Annotated in this window: 15 protein-coding genes; 11 read left to right on the top strand and 4 right to left on the bottom strand. The window is 57.8% G+C overall.

Going from position 1 to position 18161, the window contains the following annotated elements:
• Positions 1-36: 36 nt before the first annotated feature.
• Positions 37-1983, top strand: a complete 1947-nt coding sequence (flgK, locus tag WC392_14095; protein MFA5243495.1) for a flagellar hook-associated protein FlgK — start codon at positions 37-39, stop codon at positions 1981-1983.
• Positions 1984-1994: 11 nt separating this feature from the next.
• Positions 1995-3281, top strand: coding sequence for a flagellar hook-associated protein FlgL (gene flgL / locus WC392_14090; GenBank protein ID MFA5243494.1), 1287 nt, complete (start codon positions 1995-1997; stop codon positions 3279-3281).
• 46 nt (positions 3282-3327) lie between these two features.
• Here the strand turns inward: flgL and fabI are convergent, their stop codons facing one another.
• Complete coding sequence (fabI, locus tag WC392_14085) at positions 3328-4119, bottom strand: enoyl-ACP reductase FabI (protein MFA5243493.1); 792 nt, start codon at positions 4117-4119, stop codon at positions 3328-3330.
• Between the two features lie 108 nt (positions 4120-4227).
• Between fabI and WC392_14080 the strand changes: the two genes are divergently transcribed.
• From WC392_14080 to WC392_14065, 4 genes are all read left to right on the top strand, one after another.
• The gene (locus tag WC392_14080) at positions 4228-6018 is read left to right on the top strand and encodes an extracellular solute-binding protein (GenBank protein MFA5243492.1); all 1791 of its coding nucleotides are present in this window, start codon (positions 4228-4230) and stop codon (positions 6016-6018) included.
• On the top strand, positions 6018-7070 hold the full coding sequence (gene yejB, locus WC392_14075; protein ID MFA5243491.1) for a microcin C ABC transporter permease YejB: 1053 nt from the start codon (positions 6018-6020) through the stop codon (positions 7068-7070). The genes WC392_14080 and yejB overlap by 1 nt, the downstream gene beginning before the upstream one ends.
• Positions 7071-7236: 166 nt before the next feature.
• The gene (locus WC392_14070) at positions 7237-8259 is read left to right on the top strand and encodes an ABC transporter permease (protein MFA5243490.1); all 1023 of its coding nucleotides are present in this window, start codon (positions 7237-7239) and stop codon (positions 8257-8259) included.
• Positions 8260-8346: 87 nt separating this feature from the next.
• A complete protein-coding gene (locus WC392_14065; protein ID MFA5243489.1) occupies positions 8347-10047 on the top strand; it encodes an ABC transporter ATP-binding protein in 1701 nt (566 codons plus the stop codon).
• 19 nt (positions 10048-10066) lie between these two features.
• Here WC392_14065 and WC392_14060 read toward each other — a convergent pair whose 3' ends face one another.
• The 3 genes from WC392_14060 to gloB all read right to left on the bottom strand — a co-directional run bounded on the left by WC392_14060 (position 10067) and on the right by gloB (position 12605).
• A complete protein-coding gene (locus tag WC392_14060; GenBank protein ID MFA5243488.1) occupies positions 10067-10156 on the bottom strand; it encodes a hypothetical protein in 90 nt (29 codons plus the stop codon).
• A complete protein-coding gene (locus WC392_14055; GenBank protein ID MFA5243487.1) occupies positions 10153-11760 on the bottom strand; it encodes a transglycosylase SLT domain-containing protein in 1608 nt (535 codons plus the stop codon). Before WC392_14055 ends, WC392_14060 begins: the two co-directional genes overlap by 4 nt.
• Before the next feature lie 77 nt (positions 11761-11837).
• Positions 11838-12605 carry a hydroxyacylglutathione hydrolase gene (gene gloB / locus WC392_14050; GenBank protein MFA5243486.1) on the bottom strand — a complete coding sequence of 256 codons (768 nt, stop codon included), beginning with the start codon at positions 12603-12605 and terminating at the stop codon, positions 11838-11840.
• A gap of 28 nt (positions 12606-12633) precedes the next feature.
• Between gloB and WC392_14045 the strand changes: the two genes are divergently transcribed.
• The 5 genes from WC392_14045 to WC392_14025 all read left to right on the top strand — a co-directional run bounded on the left by WC392_14045 (position 12634) and on the right by WC392_14025 (position 17904).
• Positions 12634-13362 carry a methyltransferase domain-containing protein gene (locus tag WC392_14045; GenBank protein MFA5243485.1) on the top strand — a complete coding sequence of 243 codons (729 nt, stop codon included), beginning with the start codon at positions 12634-12636 and terminating at the stop codon, positions 13360-13362.
• Complete coding sequence (gene rnhA, locus WC392_14040; protein MFA5243484.1) at positions 13363-13881, top strand: ribonuclease HI; 519 nt, start codon at positions 13363-13365, stop codon at positions 13879-13881. It begins immediately after the preceding gene.
• A 267-nt stretch (positions 13882-14148) separates the two neighbouring features.
• The gene (dnaQ, locus tag WC392_14035; GenBank protein MFA5243483.1) at positions 14149-14853 is read left to right on the top strand and encodes a DNA polymerase III subunit epsilon; all 705 of its coding nucleotides are present in this window, start codon (positions 14149-14151) and stop codon (positions 14851-14853) included.
• A complete protein-coding gene (locus tag WC392_14030; GenBank protein ID MFA5243482.1) occupies positions 14846-15790 on the top strand; it encodes an ABC transporter substrate binding protein in 945 nt (314 codons plus the stop codon). Before dnaQ ends, WC392_14030 begins: the two co-directional genes overlap by 8 nt.
• Positions 15787-17904 (top strand): EAL domain-containing protein, encoded by a 2118-nt coding sequence (locus WC392_14025; GenBank protein ID MFA5243481.1) that lies wholly within the window; start codon positions 15787-15789, stop codon positions 17902-17904. The genes WC392_14030 and WC392_14025 overlap by 4 nt, the downstream gene beginning before the upstream one ends.
• Positions 17905-18161: the final 257 nt, after the last annotated feature.

Here is an 18161-nt window from a genome sequence, read left to right as displayed (position 1 = left end):
TGATTTTGTGCCGATAAGAAATCAGAGGACATCAAAATGAGCGACGGAATTTTCGGCATCAGCATCACGGGCCTGCGGGCAGCGCAGATAGGCTTGTCCACGACCGGCCATAACATCACCAATGCCAGTACACCAGGCTACAACCGCCAGCAGATTGTGCAGAGCACCAGCACGCCGCTTTATACCGGTGCCGGCTTTCTTGGGCAGGGCACCAGTGTCGATACGGTCAAGCGTGTCTACAGCCAGTTTCTGGATAATCAGGTCCAGTCGGCGCAAGCCAAGAGCAGTTATCTTGAGACCTATTCCGCGCAGATCAGCCAGATCGACAACATGCTGGCCGACCCCAGCGCGGGATTGTCACCGGCGTTGCAGGATTTTTTCGCGGGGGTGCACGATGTCGCCGCCAACCCCGCATCCGTGCCATCGCGGCAAAGCATGCTCAGCTCCTCGGAGGCGCTGGTGTCGCGTTTTCAGTCGCTGGATGGGCGGCTTCAGGAGATGCGCGATGGCGTGAATTCCCAGATCACTTCCAGCGTAGGCTTGATCAATTCCTACGCTCAGCAGATTGCCACCCTCAATCACCAGGTTGTGCTCGCCGAAGCCGGCGGAAACGGGCAGCCCCCTAACGATATCCTGGACCAGCGCGACCTGCTTGTCGCCGAGCTGAACAAGGAGATCAATGTCAGCGTGGTGAAGCAGGATGACGGCAGCTACAACATCTTCATGGGCAAGGGGCAGGCGCTGGTGGTAGGGCAGCAGGCCCTGACCCTGAGCGCAAAACCCATGCCCGATAATCCGGAAAACATGGGCGTGGCCTATGTGGGCTATGGCGGGTCAGCCCAGATGTTATCTCCTGACAGCCTGGATGGCGGGAGTCTGGGTGGTCTGCTGGCTTTCCGTAGTGAAACACTGGACAAGGCACAGAATGAACTGGGGCGAGTGGCGATTGGCCTGGCACAAACCTTCAACGACCAGCATCGGCTGGGGCAGGATCTGAATGGAGCACTAGGTGGAGATTTTTTCAACGTACCTGCACCCAAGGTGGTTGCGAATACGCTGAATGCCTCTGCATCCGGCGTGCCTGCCGTGACGCTGAGCGATGTCAGCAGCGTGACGAGCAGCGATTACACCCTGGCCCGCTCGGCTACTGGATTCACGCTGACGCGCCTGTCGGACAATACCGCGCTTTTTACCAATGCCGCCTTGCCGCAAACGGTGGATGGGCTGACCATTGCCGCACCCGCTGCATTCTCGACGGGTGATAACTGGCTGATCCAGCCAACCCGGGATGGTGCCAAGGACATCAGCGTGGCGATCAAGGACACGGCAAAAATTGCTGCCGCCGCTCCGATCAGCACAGCAGCGACATACGCCAATACCGGTTCGGGGACGATCAGTGCGGGTAGCGTAAATCCACCCCCGCCTACCAATGCCAATCTGCAGGATAACGTGGCGATTGCGTTCATCGACGCAACACACTTCAGCGTGACTGATGTCACGACCTCGACCGTGCTTGCCGCGAGCGTGGTTTATGACCCCATCGCTGGCGCCAGCGTTTCCTACAATGGCTGGACGGTGGACTTGAACGGCGCCCCGGCAGCCGGTGATTCGTTTACCGTCGGCCCCAACACCAACGGCGTTTCCGATAACCGCAACGCATTGCTGCTGGCCGGTTTGCAGACAACAAATACTCTGGGAAAAGACGCGAGTGTCGTGGGAAGTCTGCCAAATACGACTTATCAGAGCGCGTACAGCCAGATCGTCAGTTCGGTGGGAGTGAAGTCACGCGACATCAATGTCACCGCGCAAGCCCAGGCCAGCCTGGTCACGCAAACCCAGCAGGCGCAGCAGAGCATGTCCGGCGTCAACCTGGACGAGGAGGCGGCCAATCTGATGCGCTACCAGCAGGCCTACGAGGCCTCCGCCAAGTTGATGCAGATTGCATCCACCCTGTTCGATACCCTGCTCACTCTGGGCAAATAAGGAGTTTCGCCATGCGTATCAGCACCAGCATGATGTATGACCTGGGGGTCGGCAGCATCCAGCAGCAGTCCGCGGCACTGACCAAGACCTCGCAGCAGGTTGCCACCGGACGCCGCATTCTCACGCCCGCGGACGATCCCGTGGCGGCGGCCAGGGTGCTGGAAGTGTCCCAGTCGAAGGCGCTCAACACCCAGTATGACGTGAATACGGACTCGGTGACCAGCGCCCTGGCAATGGAGGAATCGGCGCTGGTGAGCGTCGGCAACCTGATTCAGGACGTGAGGACGATTGCCGTCAATGCCGGCAATCCCACCCTGGATAACAGCAATCTGGCCAGCCTGGCGGCTGATTTGCGGGGGCGTTATCAGGAATTGCTGGGTATCGCCAACAGCACGGATGGCAATGGCCAATACATGTTTTCAGGATATAAGGGCTCGACGCCCCCATTTTCAGAAACTGTGCCCGGAAGCGTGGTATATAACGGCGATCAGGGGCAGCGTCTGATGCAGATCAGTCCGTCGCGACAGATTGCAGTGAGCGATGCCGGTTCCGATGTTTTCATGCAGATCAAGAACGGTAATGGCTCTTTCGTGACCGCGGCCAGCACGACGAACACAGGAACCGGGCTGGTTAGCCCTGGGACGGTACTGGACCCGGCCAAGTGGAATGCGGCGGCCAATAACAAGGACTTTACAATCAAGTTTGCAGTCAGTGCGGCAATCCCGCCCGTAACAACTTATGACATTATTGACAACGTTTCGGGTACTTCCCTATTGACCGGCGCAGCGCCTGCGGCGGCACCCTATCCGCGGACTTATACCGATGGTAGTGCCATCAGTCTGAAGAGCCAGGGGGCCGAACCCCCATTCGATTACGGTGCAGAACTCGATATTAAGGGATCTCCGGCCAACGGTGATGCGTTCACCGTCAAGGCCAGCACCAACGAGAGTATTTTCACCACGCTGGACAATCTGATTGCCGCGCTGGAAACGGCGAATGTGCCGGGCAACCGGACGGCCCTGACGAATAACCTGAATACCGCGCTGTCCAACTTCGACAACGGACTGGACCAGGTGCTGACGGTGCGCGCATCAGTCGGTGCGCGCATGAAGGAAAACGATTCGGTAAAAAGCACAGGCCAGGACGTTGCTCTGCAATACGACCAGACTCTGTCCTCCCTGCAGGATCTCGACTACGCCAAGGCTCTCAGCGACCTGGAACAGCAGACAGTTATCCTGGAAGCCGCGCAGAAGTCATTCATAAAAACTCAGGGACTGTCGCTGTTCAATTATATTTAGCTATCAGCTATCAGCTATCAGCGGATAATTTTGCTGACCGCTGAACTTACACCTCGTCGGCGTTCCCCAGCGCGGTGATGTTGAAGCCGCCATCCACATAAGTGATTTCGCCGGTCATGCCACTGGCGAGGTCGCTGCACATGAATGCCGCCACATTACCCACTTCCTCGATGGTGACGTTGCGCCGCAGGGGCGAGTGTTTTTCGTTGTAGCTCAGGAGCTTGCCGAAGTCTGAAATGCCGCTTGCAGCCAGGGTCTTGATCGGGCCAGCGGAGATGGCGTTGACGCGAATGCCCTTGGGGCCGAGGCTGGTGCACATGTAGCGCACGTTGGCTTCGAGGCTGGCCTTGGCCAGGCCCATCACGTTGTAGTGCGGCACATAGCGCTCGGCACCCAGGTAGGAGAGAGTGAGCAGGGCGGCGTTGCGGCCTTCCATCATCGGCAAACCCGCCTTGGCCAGGGCGACGAAGCTGTAGGAGCTGATGTCGTGGGCGATCTGGAAGTATTCGCGTGTCACTGCATCCACGTAATCGCCAGCCAGCGCCTGTTTCGGCACGAAGGCGATGGAATGAACGATGCCGTCGAGGCCGTCCCAGTGCTTGCCCAACTCGGTGAACAGGCTGGTGATTTCTTCATCGCTCGCAACGTCACAAGGCAATACGATTTCGCCACCAAATTCCCGGGCCAGATCCGTTACGCGGTCCTTGATCTTGTCGTTCTGGTAGGTGAAAGCCAGTTCCGCGCCTTCGCGGTGCATTGCTTTGGCGATGCCGTAAGAGATGGAACGGTTGCTGATCAGGCCGGTAATCAGTATTTTTTTGTTGCTCAGAAATCCCATGCTTGATTCCTCAGGTGATTTTTTCGAATGGCGTGGATTATAACCCAATTTGAATCAGGGTGATGTGGCTTGGCTGGTTTGCTGGCTTTAGGCTACACTGCATTGGCAATGAAATTATTGATGCTCAATCTGTTTGCTTCCTTTCTGTTCTTGACCTCTTCCTGGAGCGTTACGGCAGCGCCATCGCTTGCTTTGGGTTATGAACCCAAATATGCGCCGGATTTCAAGCATTTCGACTATGCCAATCCGGATGCGCCGAAACACGGCAAGCTGGTGCTTTCCGTTATGGGCAATTTTGAAAGCCTGAATCCATTTCTGCTCAAGGGAATCCCTGCCGCCGGGGTAAGCGATCTTGTTTTCGAGACCCTGATGGAACAGTCGCTGGACGAGCCTTTCAGCCAGTATGGCCTGCTGGCGCAGGATATCGAGCTGGCAGGCGACCGGCTGGCTGTCACCTACCGCCTCAACCCCAGGGCTCATTTTTCTGACGGCTCGCCAGTGCTGGCCGAGGATGTGAAATTTTCCTTCGATACCCTGAAGAGCCAGCTTGCCCACCCCCAGTACCGTTTTTATTGGGCGGACGTCAAGCGGGCAGTGGTGGTGGATGCGCGCACGGTGCGCTTCGAGTTTGCTCGCGTCAATCCTGAACTGCATTTGCTGACCGGCCAGATGCCCATCTTTTCCCGTAAATGGGGCGGCGGCAAGCCATTTGACAAGGTGGTCACGGATACCCCGCTGGGCAGTGGACCCTATCAGGTGGAAGAGGTCTTGCTCGGCAAAAAAATCACTTTCAGGCGCAATCCCGGCTACTGGGCCCGGGACCTCAATTCCCGTCGCGGCATGTTTAATTACGAGAAGGTGAACTTCCTTTACTACAAGGACGAGACGGTGCAACTTGAGGCCTTCAAGGCCGGAGAATTCGATTTTGTCGCGGTGTTCAATTCCAAGCAGTGGGCGCGCGATTACCGTGGGCCGAAATTCAACCGGGGCCTGATCAAGAAGACGGAACTGGCGCACAGCAACAACGCCGGCATGCAGGGCTTCATATTCAATATCCGGCGCCCTATGTTCAAGGACCGGCGGGTGCGCAAGGCCATTTCGCTGGCGATGGATTTCGAATGGTCCAACCGGAATCTTTTCTTTAACCAGTACCAACGCTGTGACAGCTACTTCAGCAACAGCGAGCTGGCATCCTCCGGCATTCCCCAGGGCGACGAACTGAAGCTGCTGGAACCCTTCCGCGCCCAATTGCCCCCCGAGGTTTTTACCCGCGCCTGGCTGCCGCCTTCCACCCGGCCGCCCGGTTCACTGCGCGCCAACCTGCGCCAGGCAAAGGCCTTGCTCGCCGAAGCCGGCTGGACCTACCGCAATGGCGCGTTGCGCAACGCCCAGGGTCAGCCTTTCGAATTCGAGCTGCTGCTGGCGCAGAAAGGTTTCGAACGCATTTCCGGCCCTTTCGAGCGCAACCTGTCCAAGCTCGGCATCTCGATCAAGTATCGCACCGTGGACGTGGCTCTGTGGCAGCGTCGCGCCGACACGTTCGACTTTGACATGATCGTGCATGTCTTCGGCCAATCACAGTCTCCCGGTAATGAGCAGATGCACATGTGGCATTCCAGCGCGGCGGACAAGGAAGGTTCGAACAACATGATCGGCATCAAGGATGCGGTGGTCGATGCGCTGGTGGAAAAGATCGTCTACGCGCCCGACCGCAAGGCACTGGTCACGGCGACCCGCGCCCTGGACCGGGTATTGCTCAACAGCGAATACCTGGTGCCCAACTGGTTTGTCCCCACCCACCGCATCGCCTACTGGGACAAATTCGGTTTCCCGGCGAAGTTGCCGCTGTATTATTCGGCTACCGAGTGGATGCTGCGCTTTAGCTGGAGCCGCCAATAATGTGGGCTTACGTCCTCAAACGCCTGCTGTTGATGATCCCCACCCTGTTCGGAGTGATGCTGATCACTTTCGTGGTGACCCAGTTCGTGCCCGGTGGACCGGTGGAGCAGCTGATCCACCAGATGAAGGGGCAGGGCGCGGGCGGTGAGGCGAGCGGAGGGGTGAAAACGCTGTATCGCGGCGATCGCGGGCTGGACAAGGAGCGCATCGAGGATCTCAAGAAGCTGTACGGCTTTGACAAGCCGGCGCATGTGCGCTTTTTCGAAATGATGAAGAACTACGCGACCTTCGACCTGGGCCAGAGTTATTTCCACCATAAATCGGTGATGCAGCTGGTGGTCTCCAAGCTGCCGGTTTCCATCAGCCTGGGGGTGTGGACCTTTTTCATTGTCTATCTCACCTGCATCCCCCTGGGAGTGGCCAAAGCGGTGCGCGACGGTTCCGCTTTCGACGTGATCACCAGCACCGTGATCCTGGTGGGCTATGCCATTCCCGGCTTCGTGCTGGGCATCCTGCTGCTGGTGCTGTTCGGCGGCGGCAGCTTCTGGGATGTGTTCCCGCTGCGCGGGCTGGTTTCGGATAACTGGGCTGCGCTGCCCTGGCACGCCCAAATCACCGACTACCTGTGGCACATGGTGCTGCCGATCACGGCGTCGGTGGTGGGCAGCTTCGCGGTGATGACCATGCTGACCAAGAATTCCTTCATCGAGGAAATTCGCAAGCAGTACGTGCTCACAGCGCGGGCCAAGGGACTCTCCGAAAATACCGTGCTCTACAAGCACGTCTTCCGCAATGCCGTGATCCCCCTGGTGACCGGATTCCCGGCGGCATTTATCGGCGCCTTTTTTACCGGCAGCCTGCTGATCGAGACCATCTTCTCGCTCGACGGGCTGGGCCTCCTGTCTTATGAATCGGTGCTGAAGCGCGATTATCCGGTAGTGCTCGGCACCCTGTATCTCTATACCCTGCTGGGCCTGGTCGCCAAGCTGCTGTCTGACCTGAGCTATGTGCTGATCGACCCGCGCATCCAGTTCGAGAGCGTGGACCGATGAACCTGGAAACCTCTTTTAACCACGGAGGGCACGGAGAACGCGGAGAAAGGCTGTTTGCAGTCTTTTATGGCCTCACCCAACGGGTGAATGCCAAACGCCATGCAATCTGTTGTTTTTACTCCGTGTTCTTCGTGCCCTCCGTGGTTATCGAACTCGGGTTTTTAAGATGAAAGCTATTTCTCCGGCAGGGCGCGCCTGGCTGCGCTTCAAATCCAACCGCAGGGGCTATGTCAGTCTGTGGGTTTTTTTGATTCTGTTTGCCCTGAGTCTGTGCGCCGAGATGATCTCCAACGACAAGCCGCTGCTGGTGGCCTATCAGGGCGAGTATTACTTCCCGATCGTGAAGAACTATCCGGAAACGGTGTTCGGCGGGGATTTCGCCAGCGAGACCGACTACAACGACCCTTTTATCGTGGAACGCATTACTTCACAGGGAAACTGGGCCTGGTTCCCCTTGAACCGCTACAGCTTCAACAGCATCAACTACTTTGCCGAACTGCCCAATCCCGCGCCGCCATCGCAACACAACCTGGTCGGCACCGACGACCGCGGGCGCGATGTCCTGGCGCGGCTGATCTATGGCTTCCGCATTTCGGTGCTGTTTGCCATGGCGCTGACCCTGGTTGGCACGCTGGTGGGGATTCTTGCCGGTGCCCTGCAGGGCTACCTGGGCGGGCGCTTCGACCTGGTCTTCCAGCGTTTCATGGAAGTATGGGGCTCCATGCCGGAGCTGTACCTGCTGATCATTTTTTCAGCGATTTTCCAGCCCAGCATTACCCTGCTGCTGATTTTGCTCTCCCTGTTCGGCTGGATGGGGCTTGCGGATTACGTGCGTGCCGAATTTCTGCGCGGGCGCAACATGGATTATGTGAAAGCAGCGCGCGCCCTGGGCGTGTCCAACCGCGCCATCATACTGCGCCATCTGGTGCCCAACAGCATGACGCCGGTCATCACCTTTTTGCCGTTCCGTATTTCCGGCGCCATCCTGGCGCTTACCAGCCTGGATTTTCTTGGCCTTGGCGTGCCGCCCTCCACGCCCAGCCTGGGCGAACTGCTGGCTCAGGGCAAGGACAACATTGAAGCGTGGTGGCTATCCCTGACCACCTTCGCTGTACTGGTCGGAACGCTGATGCTGCTGATTTTTATCGGCGAGGCATTGCGTGAGGCGATGGATACCAGGAGGGGGTGAGGGGTGAGGAGTGAGGGGTGAGGAGTGAGGGGTGAGGAGTGAGGGGTGAGGAGTGAGGAGTGAGGGGTGAGGAGTGAGGAGTGAGGAGTGAGGAGTGAGGGCGTGGAAATGGAAAGCGGTCAGGCTGGGCGGAGCGGGGAGGAGTGCGTAGTGGACACCCCTCACCCCTCACCCCTCACGCCTCACGCCCCACTGCTTGCCATCGATTGCCTGTCAGTATCCTTCGGTCGCCCCGGCCAATACGCCGATGCGGTGCGGGAGGCGAGCTTCGACATCCACGCCGGAGAAAAACTGGCGCTGGTCGGCGAGTCGGGCTCCGGCAAGTCGGTGACTGCGCTTTCCATCCTGCAACTGCATGATCCGCGCCAGGCGCACTATCCGGGCGGTTCGATCCGTTTTCAGGGGCGCGAGTTGATGGGGCGGGCCGAGGCAGAACTGAGAAATATCCGTGGTCGCGATATCGCGATGATTTTCCAGGAACCGATGACTTCCCTCAACCCGCTTTATTCCATCGGCGAGCAGCTGATGGAGCCCCTGCTGGCGCATGAAAACATGAGCAAGCCGGCGGCCAGGAAGCGCATGATCGAACTGCTTGCCCGGACCGGCATCCCCGAACCGGAAAAGCGCTTCGATGACTACCCGCACATGCTTTCCGGCGGCCAGCGCCAGCGCGCCATGATCGCTATGGCGCTGGCTTGCAGCCCAAAACTGCTGATTGCCGACGAGCCCACCACCGCGCTGGACGTGACGATCCAGGCGCAGATACTGGAACTGCTGGAGGATTTGCAGAAAGAATTTTCCATGGCGGTGCTGCTGATTACGCATGACCTGAACCTGGTGCGGCGCTTTGCCGACCGTATCTGTGTGATGCAGCAGGGGCAGATTGTCGAGCAGGCACCCGTGGCGGACCTGTTTTCCGCGCCGCAGCATCCTTACACCCGTCATTTGCTGCAAAGCCAGCCACAGCGCCTGGTGAGCGACGAAGAAGTCCAGGCTCTGGAAGCCAGGCCGGCCTTGCTGGAAGCGAACGGCGTCAATTGCGTGTTTTCATCCAGGACGGGGTTTTTCCGGCGCACGGTTAGATCGGTACGTGCGGTGGATGATGCGGGCTTGTCCCTGCGCAGCGGCGAGACGCTGGGTATCGTGGGCGAGTCGGGGTCGGGTAAGAGCACCCTTGGCATGTGCCTGCTGCGGCTCCAGGATTGCTCCGGGAATATCAGTTTTGACGGGGCGGATATTGCCATCCTCAATCAGCGCCAGCTACGCCCTTTGCGGCGTAATTTCCAGGTTGTATTCCAGGACCCCTACTCCTCGCTATCGCCACGCCTGACGGTGGAACAGATCGTGGGCGAGGGCCTGGGTATCCACTTCCCCCAGCTCGACAGGCGGCAGCGCCGCGAGCGCATCCTGGCGATCATGGACGAGGTGGGGCTGGAGGAATCCATGCTGTGGCGCTACCCCCATGAGTTTTCCGGCGGGCAGCGCCAGCGCATCGCGATTGCGCGCGTGGCTGTGCTGGAACCCAAGCTGATCCTGCTGGACGAGCCTACCAGCGCGCTCGATGTGTCAGTGCAGAAACAGGTGCTGGATTTGCTGCGTGGCTTGCAGCAGCGGCATGGCATGAGTTATCTGTTCATTACCCACGACTTGCGCGTGATTCGCGCCATGGCGCATCGCATGATCGTGATGCAGTCAGGGAAAGTGGTGGAGGCGGGTGAAACAGAGGCGTTGTTCGAGGCGCCTCAGCAGGAATATACCCGCACTTTGCTGCGGGCTTCGCTGATCTGATTGGCTGTCGTGGATCTGATCAGCTTTCGCGCTCGTAAACCCTCAGGATGTTGCCCGGCTGCAGGCTGTTGCTGGCCGGTATCTTGTTCCAGCGTTGCAGATCGTTCACCGCGACATCGAAGCGCCGCGCAATGCTGAATACGGTATCGCCACGCTTGACGACATAGCGCGTGTGATTGCCTTTCGCAGCGGAATTTTTTGCCACCTTGAGTGCTTTGGCCGCTTCGGGTTTGTTCCTGGCGAGCTGGGTTTTTCCGTCTTCTGCTTGCTGTTGGCCAGCACGGTCAGCTTCTGTCCTCTGGCAATACTGCTGGATTTGAGGCGGTTCTGCGTTTTGAGCTGGGCGACCGTCATGCCATAACGTTTTGCAATACTGAGTACGGTGTCGCCCTTGGCCACGGTGTGAGTCAATTTGCCCGTTTCAGCCAGCGTTTCATGCGCCGCTTCGGGTTCCGGGATGTGGGCCAGCAGTGTCGTCGTTTTGCCCGGTTTGGCCACGGGTATCAGCAGGGTCTGCGTAACTGACTGCTTTTTGCGGCCTTTAATGGCATTGATTTCATTCAGGCGGGCCAGTGAAATACCGAAACGCTTGGCAATTGCGGCCAACTTTTCCCCTCGCCCGGGGGTATAGGTCTGCCAGGAGGACAGTGGCCGTTCGTAGTTTTCCAGGTTGAGCGAGAAGTTGTTGACCTTGTCCACCGGCAGCAGCAGGGTAGGCTTGCCTATGCCGGCAACCAGGGGTTTGTTGTATGCCGGGTTGAGGGCAACAAATTCGTCCAGCGGAACTTCCGCAAGGCGTGCTGCCACGGCGACATCCATGTGCTGCTTGAGTTTTACCGAGGCGAAGTAGGGGCTGTTGGGAATGCTGTTGAGCGTCAGGCCATAGGCGGCCGGATTCATGATGATATTCTTGACCGCGATCAGTTTGGGTACGTAATTTCGCGTTTCCGGCGGCATGCGCAGGCTGAGATAGCCGGTTGGCTCGCCGTTGGCCTGATTTTTGGCAATGGCGCGGCCCACCGATCCTTCGCCCCAGTTGTAGGCGGCCAGCGCCAGTTCCCAGCTGCCAAACATGTTGTACAGCTTCTGCAAGTAGTCGAGCGCGGCATCTGTGGCAGCAAGGATGTCGCGGCGGCCATCGTAGAGCAGGTTCTGATCGAGGCCGAAGTGCTTGCCGGTGGAAGGGATGAACTGCCAGATGCCGGAGGCGTGGCTGGTGGAGTAGGCCTTGGGGTTGTAGGCGCTTTCGATGATGGGCAGCAGTGCGATTTCGGTCGGCATGCCGCGTTTCTCGATTTCTTCCACGATATGGAACAGATAGCGCTGGCTGCGCTCCACCGTGCGCTGCACATAATCCGGCCGGTTGGCATACCAGGCCTCGTGTTCCTGGACCAGCGGGCTGCCTAGTTCGGCCAGCTGAAAGCCGGAACGGATGCGTTCCCACAAGTCCTTGGGGTCGTTCTTTAGTGATTCGAGCTGTAGCGGCAGGATGTCGGAGCTGATTTTTTCCGACGGGCGCAGACTCAGTTGTCCCTCACCGGGTTCAAGGCTGGCGGAATCCTGCTCGCCAGGCTTGCCTGGTTCGTTCGCCTCGCTCTGCGTGAAGGTGAAGCCGCTCGTGAACGCTGCGTAACTATCCTCGGCGACAGCCACGCTTGACTGACTGGCGCTGGTGATCAGGCAAAGAAGGAAGAGGACTGACCGTGCTCGCATGCGTTCGGGCTTTTTTGGAGAGGTAAAAACCCTTCGATGGTAATGAGTTTTGAGTGCTCAGGTCAAGAAGAAATGCCTCAATCGAGCTTGTCTTTCCACTGCCGGATGGCTGCAAATATGTGGGCCGGACTGTTCAGCGGGTGGCCGGCGAATTGGCTCGCCGCTGCAATGAGATGCGGGTCGCCCCAGCGCAGGAAGGGGTTGGTGCTCTTTTCCAGGGCGATGGTCGAGGGCAGGGTGGGCAATCCTTGCGCACGAGTTTGCCGCTCCCGTATTTCCCTCTCTTGCAGCGCAACATTTCCGGGGTCTGCGATTCTGGCAAAGCGGATATTGTCGAGAGTGTATTCGTGAGCGCAGAAAACTTTTGTTTCATCGGGCAGTGCGGCAAATTTTGCCAGAGATGACTGCATCTGTTCCGGCGTGCCTTCAAACAGCCGTCCGCAGCCGCAGGCAAACAGTGCATCGCCACAAAACAGGGAATTTATCCCATAATAGGCGACGTGGCCCAGGGTGTGGCCGGGCACGTCAATGACGTGAAACGTGGCGCCCAGTCCAGGAAGCGTGAGGGTGTCGTTTTCGGCCACGGTTTGCGTGGTGGCGGTTATTTTTTCCCGGCGCGGGCCATACACCGGGCAGTCGAAATGCTGCCCCAGTTCCCTGGCTCCGCCACAATGGTCGCCATGATGGTGGGTAATGAGAATGGCAGTCAGTTTGAGGCCGTGCTGACGTAAATACGCCATGACGGGACCGGCATCGCCTGGATCCACCACGGCGGCATAAGCCTGATCACGGATCAGCCAGATGTAGTTGTCTTCAAATGCGGGGATGGGAATAATTTCAATCATGTTTTTATCTTTGGCCGGAGCCGCCTGAATGTCAAGTGCAGGTGAAAAGGCGTGGCTTGAAACGCCGCTCGGCCAGTATTTGCTGCGGCGTGAGCAGGCTTACTACGATCAGGTGGCGGCCAATATTTTTGGCTTCAATGCCCTTCAGCTGGGGCTGCTGGATCATGACCTGCTGCGTACCAGCCGGATTCCGGCTCGCCTGAGAGGCGGCAAGGAGGGGGAGGTGGCGTTGCGGATGGAGCCGGAATTCTTCCCTGTTGCCAGTCAGTCGATTGATTTGCTGTTGTTGCCCCATTTGCTTGAGTTCAGCAACCATCCGCACCAGATTCTGCGTGAAGCCGAACGCGTGCTGATGCCGGAGGGAAACCTGATCATCAGTGGCTTCAACCCTTTCAGCCTGTGGGGTTTATGGCGGATGCTGCCCAATAACAGGCAGAATTATCCCTGGTGTGGACGTTTTATCAGCCTGTCGCGCCTCAAGGACTGGCTGGCATTGCTGGGATTCGAAGTGGTGGGTGGACGCATGTGCTGTTACGAGCCGCCATTTCAGCAAGAGCACTTGCTTGGCAAGTTTCACTTCATGGAAAATGCGGGGGATCGCTGGTGGGCACTCGCTGGCGGTGTTTATTTTATTCAGGCGAAAAAGAAAGTGCAGGGCATGCGCCTGATCATGCCGGGCTGGAATGAGTCTCTGGCCACGCGCAAGGGGCTGGCGCCCGCAGCCCAAAAATCGTTCAGCCAGCAAGAGGTTTTATAAATGATCAAAAGAAGCAGCACCCGGGATCAGGAGCAAATTGATTTTTCGCAACAGAATCAGGGATTGTCTGATGACGCCAGCATCGTGGACGTCTATACTGACGGCGCGTGCAAGGGAAACCCGGGGCGCGGCGGATGGGGTGCCTTGTTGCGCTTCCGCGGCCAGGAGCGGGAACTGTTTGGCGGAGAGCAACACACCACCAACAACCGGATGGAATTGATGGCGGTGATCAAGGCGCTGGAGGCTTTGAGCCGCCCCTGCCGGGCGCGCGTGCATACCGATTCGCAATACGTCCAGAAGGGCATCAGCGAATGGATCCACAACTGGAAGCGGCGTGGCTGGCGGACAGCCGACAACAAACCGGTCAAGAATGTGGATTTGTGGCAGGAGCTGGACCAACTGGCCGCGCAGCATCAACTGGAATGGTTTTGGGTGAAGGGCCATGCGGGCCATGACGAGAATGAGCGCGCTGATCAATTGGCCAATCGAGGTGTCGAAGCCATTGCCGAGGCCCGTTGAGCGACAGGGTTTGCTGGCCGGGCAGAATGATTGTCCGCCCATGAAGCCTGAAATATTGTGTGGTTTGAACCCGGATTATCCGTTAGAGATTTGACATGCAAGGAAATCAACAGTTTGTAGGTCGGGCTTCAGCCCGAGATTTCGGGCTGCACCCGCAAGGAGTGTCCCCGCCGCGAGCGGCAGCAAAGCTGCTCGCACTGGCGAGAAAGCCCGACCTGAAATTTAATGGATTATTTGGTTTGAAATGAAATATGGAGCGTTCAAAGTTTGCGCCAGATTATTCTAGATACTGAGACTACCGGGCTGGAAACCAGCCAGGGGCATCGCATTATCGAAATCGCAGCGGTTGAGATGGTGAACCGCCAGCTGACCAGCAATCATTTTCACCAGTATCTCAATCCCGGGAGGGAAATCGATCCTGGTGCGCAGCAGGTGCATGGCATCAGCCTGGAATTTCTGCAGGACAAACCGTTGTTCCGCGATATCGTCAAGGATTTCCTGAATTACGTGGATGGGGGCGAGCTGGTTATTCACAACGCCCCGTTCGACGTCGGCTTTCTCAATTACGAACTCGGTTTGCTCGGGATGGAGCCGATCCAGCATTACTGCCCGGTCATTACCGATACCCTGAAAATGGCGAAACAGCTGCGTCCGGGGCAGAAAAACAACCTTGATGCCCTGTGCCGCAATTATCAGATCGATAATTCCAGGCGTACTTTGCACGGCGCCCTGGTGGACACCGAACTGCTGGCGGAAGTGTATCTCGCCATGACGCGTGGCCAGGAGAGCCTGATGATCGAGACGGCGCCGGTGCGGGCAAAAAATGTTGGCCGGGGACAGCATGAGCGCACGAGGCTGCGCGTCCTGCCGGCAGGTGAGGATGAATTGGCGGCTCATGCCGCTTACCTTGAGGATCTGGACAAGTCGAGCCGCGGTGTGTGTGTATGGAAAATGGCGATGCAGCGTGACTAAGCTGCATTTCCCCTCCCTGCTTGCTCGCATCATCATGTTTCTTGGCATGGCCTGGGCGGGCGCTCTCTGTGCCGCGCCGGCAAATATTGCCATTGTATTGAGCGACGAATCTGCGCCTTATCAGGATACCGCCAGCAGTTTGCGCGCGACATTGAAGCAGGGCGGCACAAAAGCGGTAGTCAATGTTTATTCGCGGCCCGAGGAAAAGATCGATTTTCTCAGGGAAAGTCCGGACCTGATCGTCGCCGTTGGCGTTAGAGCGGCACAGGAACTGGCACTTCAGAATTTGCCAACCCCTGTTCTGGCGGTGCTGATTCCGCGCCAGGCCTTTGATAAAATTGCCCGGCAACGCGAGCACAGATTTTTTTCTGCGGTATTTCTTGATCAGCCGCTGGCGCGCCAGATGGAATTAATCCGTCTGGCAATGCCGGATCGCGGACGTGTTGGCGTGGTACTCGGCCCCGATTCCGTGGGGTCGCTGAAATCATTGCAGGCCGCAGCCAGCGAAACCAGGCTGGGCCTGGCTGTGGAGAAAATCAGCGCCGCCGAGGAGTTGCTGCCGGCTCTGCAACGGGTGCTGGCCGAGAGTGATGTTCTGCTGGCTGTGCCTGATCCGCTGGTGTTCAACAAGGGCACGGTGCAAAGCCTGTTGTTGACCACCTACCGCTACCAGGATCCAGTCATCGGTTTTTCGCATGCCTATGTCAAAGCCGGGGCGCTCGCTTCTGTCCACACCACGCCCGAGCAGGCCGGACGGCAAGCCGGGGATATTGTTTTGCGCGTGCTGGCAAGCTTGCCAGCATGGCTGCCTCCTCCCGAATATCCCAAATACTTCTCTGTCAGCGTCAATTACCAGGTGGCGCGTTCCCTGGGCCTGAGTATCGGTGATGAAATATCCCTGTTCCAGAAATTGAAGCGAGCTTCAGAATCGCAATGAAAGACTGGGGCATAAAAAAAAGGGTGCTTTTTCTGGCATTGATGCCGGCAGCGGGCATTGCCTTTCTGTTGGCGGTGTATTTCATCGCTTCCGGTATTCGCAGCCTGGAGCAGTCCTTGCACGAGCGCGGGCTGGCCATTGCACGCCAACTGGCTCCGGCAAGTGAGTTCGGGGTGTTTTCCGGCAACCGGGAAATCCTGCAGAGCCTGGCTGACTCCGCCATGCAGGAGGTGGATGTCACCGCCGTCACCATCACCGATATGGATGGAGCCATTCTGGCCACCCGCGGCAAATCCGAGGGGCCGCCAATATTGAGCGATCACCGCGCGGGCTTCTACATTGCGGTGGCCGAGCAGGGGGCCGTGCTGAGTTTCAGTGCCCCGGTGTTTCAAAGCCAGACCGAGGTGGATGATTTTGCACCTGGCGGCGCGCGTCCGGGCGCTTCTCCCAAGGGGAAAATATTGGGCCGGGTGAACCTGGAGCTATCTCGTGCCAGCACTCAGGGTCACAAGCAATTACTGATTTTGAATGGCCTGCTTATTTCCCTTCTGGGTTTGCTGTCGAGCGCGCTGCTGGCGGTGCGCATGAGCCGGGATGTGACTGAGCCGGTGAAGCGCCTGGCAGAGGCGGTTGACCAGCTTGGCCGGGGGCATCTTGAGGTGCGTGTCAGCGAGAATTCGGGGGGAGAGCTGCGTACCCTCGAATGTGGCGTGAATTCCATGGCGGTGGCGCTGCAGATGGCCCAGGACCGGATGCAGGAGCGCATTGACGAAGCCACCGAGCGGCTGTCCTATCAGGCTTCTCACGATGCGCTGACCGGCTTGGTCAACCGGCGCGAATTCGAGCGCCGGCTGGAGAGGGCGCTTGCGATTGCGCGTGAAAGTGGGCGGATGTATGCGCTTTGCTACCTGGATCTCGATCAGTTCAAGATCGTCAACGATACCTGTGGCCATGTGGCAGGTGACGAGCTGTTGCGGCAGTTGACCCTGCTGTTGCAGAGCAAGGTGCGCGATACCGATACCCTGGCACGGCTGGGCGGTGACGAATTCGGGGTGCTGCTGGATAACTGTCCACCGCAACAGGCCGAATTTGTTGCCGATCTGTTGCGGCAGACAGTCAAGGATTTCCATTTTGTGTGGAAGGAACAGTCCTTTGCTATCGGGGTCAGTATTGGCCTGGTGACCATCAATCAGGATACGGGGTCACTCGATGTCGTACTCAGTTGTGCCGATGCCGCGTGCTACGCCGCCAAGGACAAGGGGCGCAACCGCGTTCATCTGTATCGGGAGGAGGACGGCGATCTGGTTCAGCGTCAGGGAGAAATGAACTGGGTGGCGCGCATTACTCATGCTATCGAGGAAAACCGTTTCCGGCTTTATTACCAGACCATCATGCCGCTTCAGGAGCCGGATCATGAGGGCAAGCATTTTGAAATTCTGCTGCGCCTGATCGACGATGATGGCCAGATTGTTCCCCCCATGGCATTTATTCCGGCAGCCGAGCGCTATAACCTCATGCCTTCGATCGATCGCTGGGTCGTGAGTTCGGCATTCGGCTTGTACTGGAAAGTTTTCCCCGAATGCATTAAATCCGAGGAAAAAAAGTGCCACACGTTCACTGTAAACCTGTCCGGGCCTTCGCTGTGCGATGAGCATTTCCTCGAATTCATCAAGCGCCAGTTTGCGCTGTACAAGGTGCCATACAAACACGTCTGTTTCGAAATTACCGAGACTGCGGCCATCACCAACCTGACCAAGGCTACGGATTTCATCAGCGAACTGCGCTCTCACGGGTGCCGCTTCTCGCTGGATGATTTTGGCAGCGGCCTGTCATCCTTTACTTATCTCAAGAACATGCAGGTGGATTACCTGAAAATCGACGGTTCCTTTGTACGTGATATGGTGGATGACGCCATAGATGAGGCGATGGTGTCTTCCATCAACCAGGTCGGGCATGTAATAGGCCTGAAGACCATCGCGGAATTCGTCGAAAATGACGCGGTTCTGGAAAAACTGCGTGAAATGGGCGTGGATTTTGCGCAAGGTTATGGAATCGAACACCCCAAGCCGCTGGAAGATCTGATTGCCTTGCAGAGTAAATCTTCTGCCCTGTAACGTACGCTGATACGCCGGATATTTCCCCCTCGTAGCCGGGCAGGTTTTTCTCGGCAATTCGTTTATTCCGGGCACCTCTGTCGCGCGTAAACGCTGACAACAGGCTCGTTCCGCTGGTTTCCCGGTAATGGCTTCAAGCCTGCGCGCATTTCAGACCTTGTCACGCGCCTCTACACCCCGCCTGATTTATTACTGTCTTTCCTGTGTTCATGTGCGGTCCATGCCCACTTATTCATGGTGAAAAAAAAGCGCATGTT

The sequence above is a fragment of the Sulfuricella sp. genome, from assembly GCA_041651995.1.
Classification (GTDB): Bacteria; Pseudomonadota; Gammaproteobacteria; order Burkholderiales; family Sulfuricellaceae; genus Sulfurimicrobium.
Note: the sequence above shows the minus strand (reverse complement) of the source record. Positions and strands in the feature narration are given on the sequence as shown.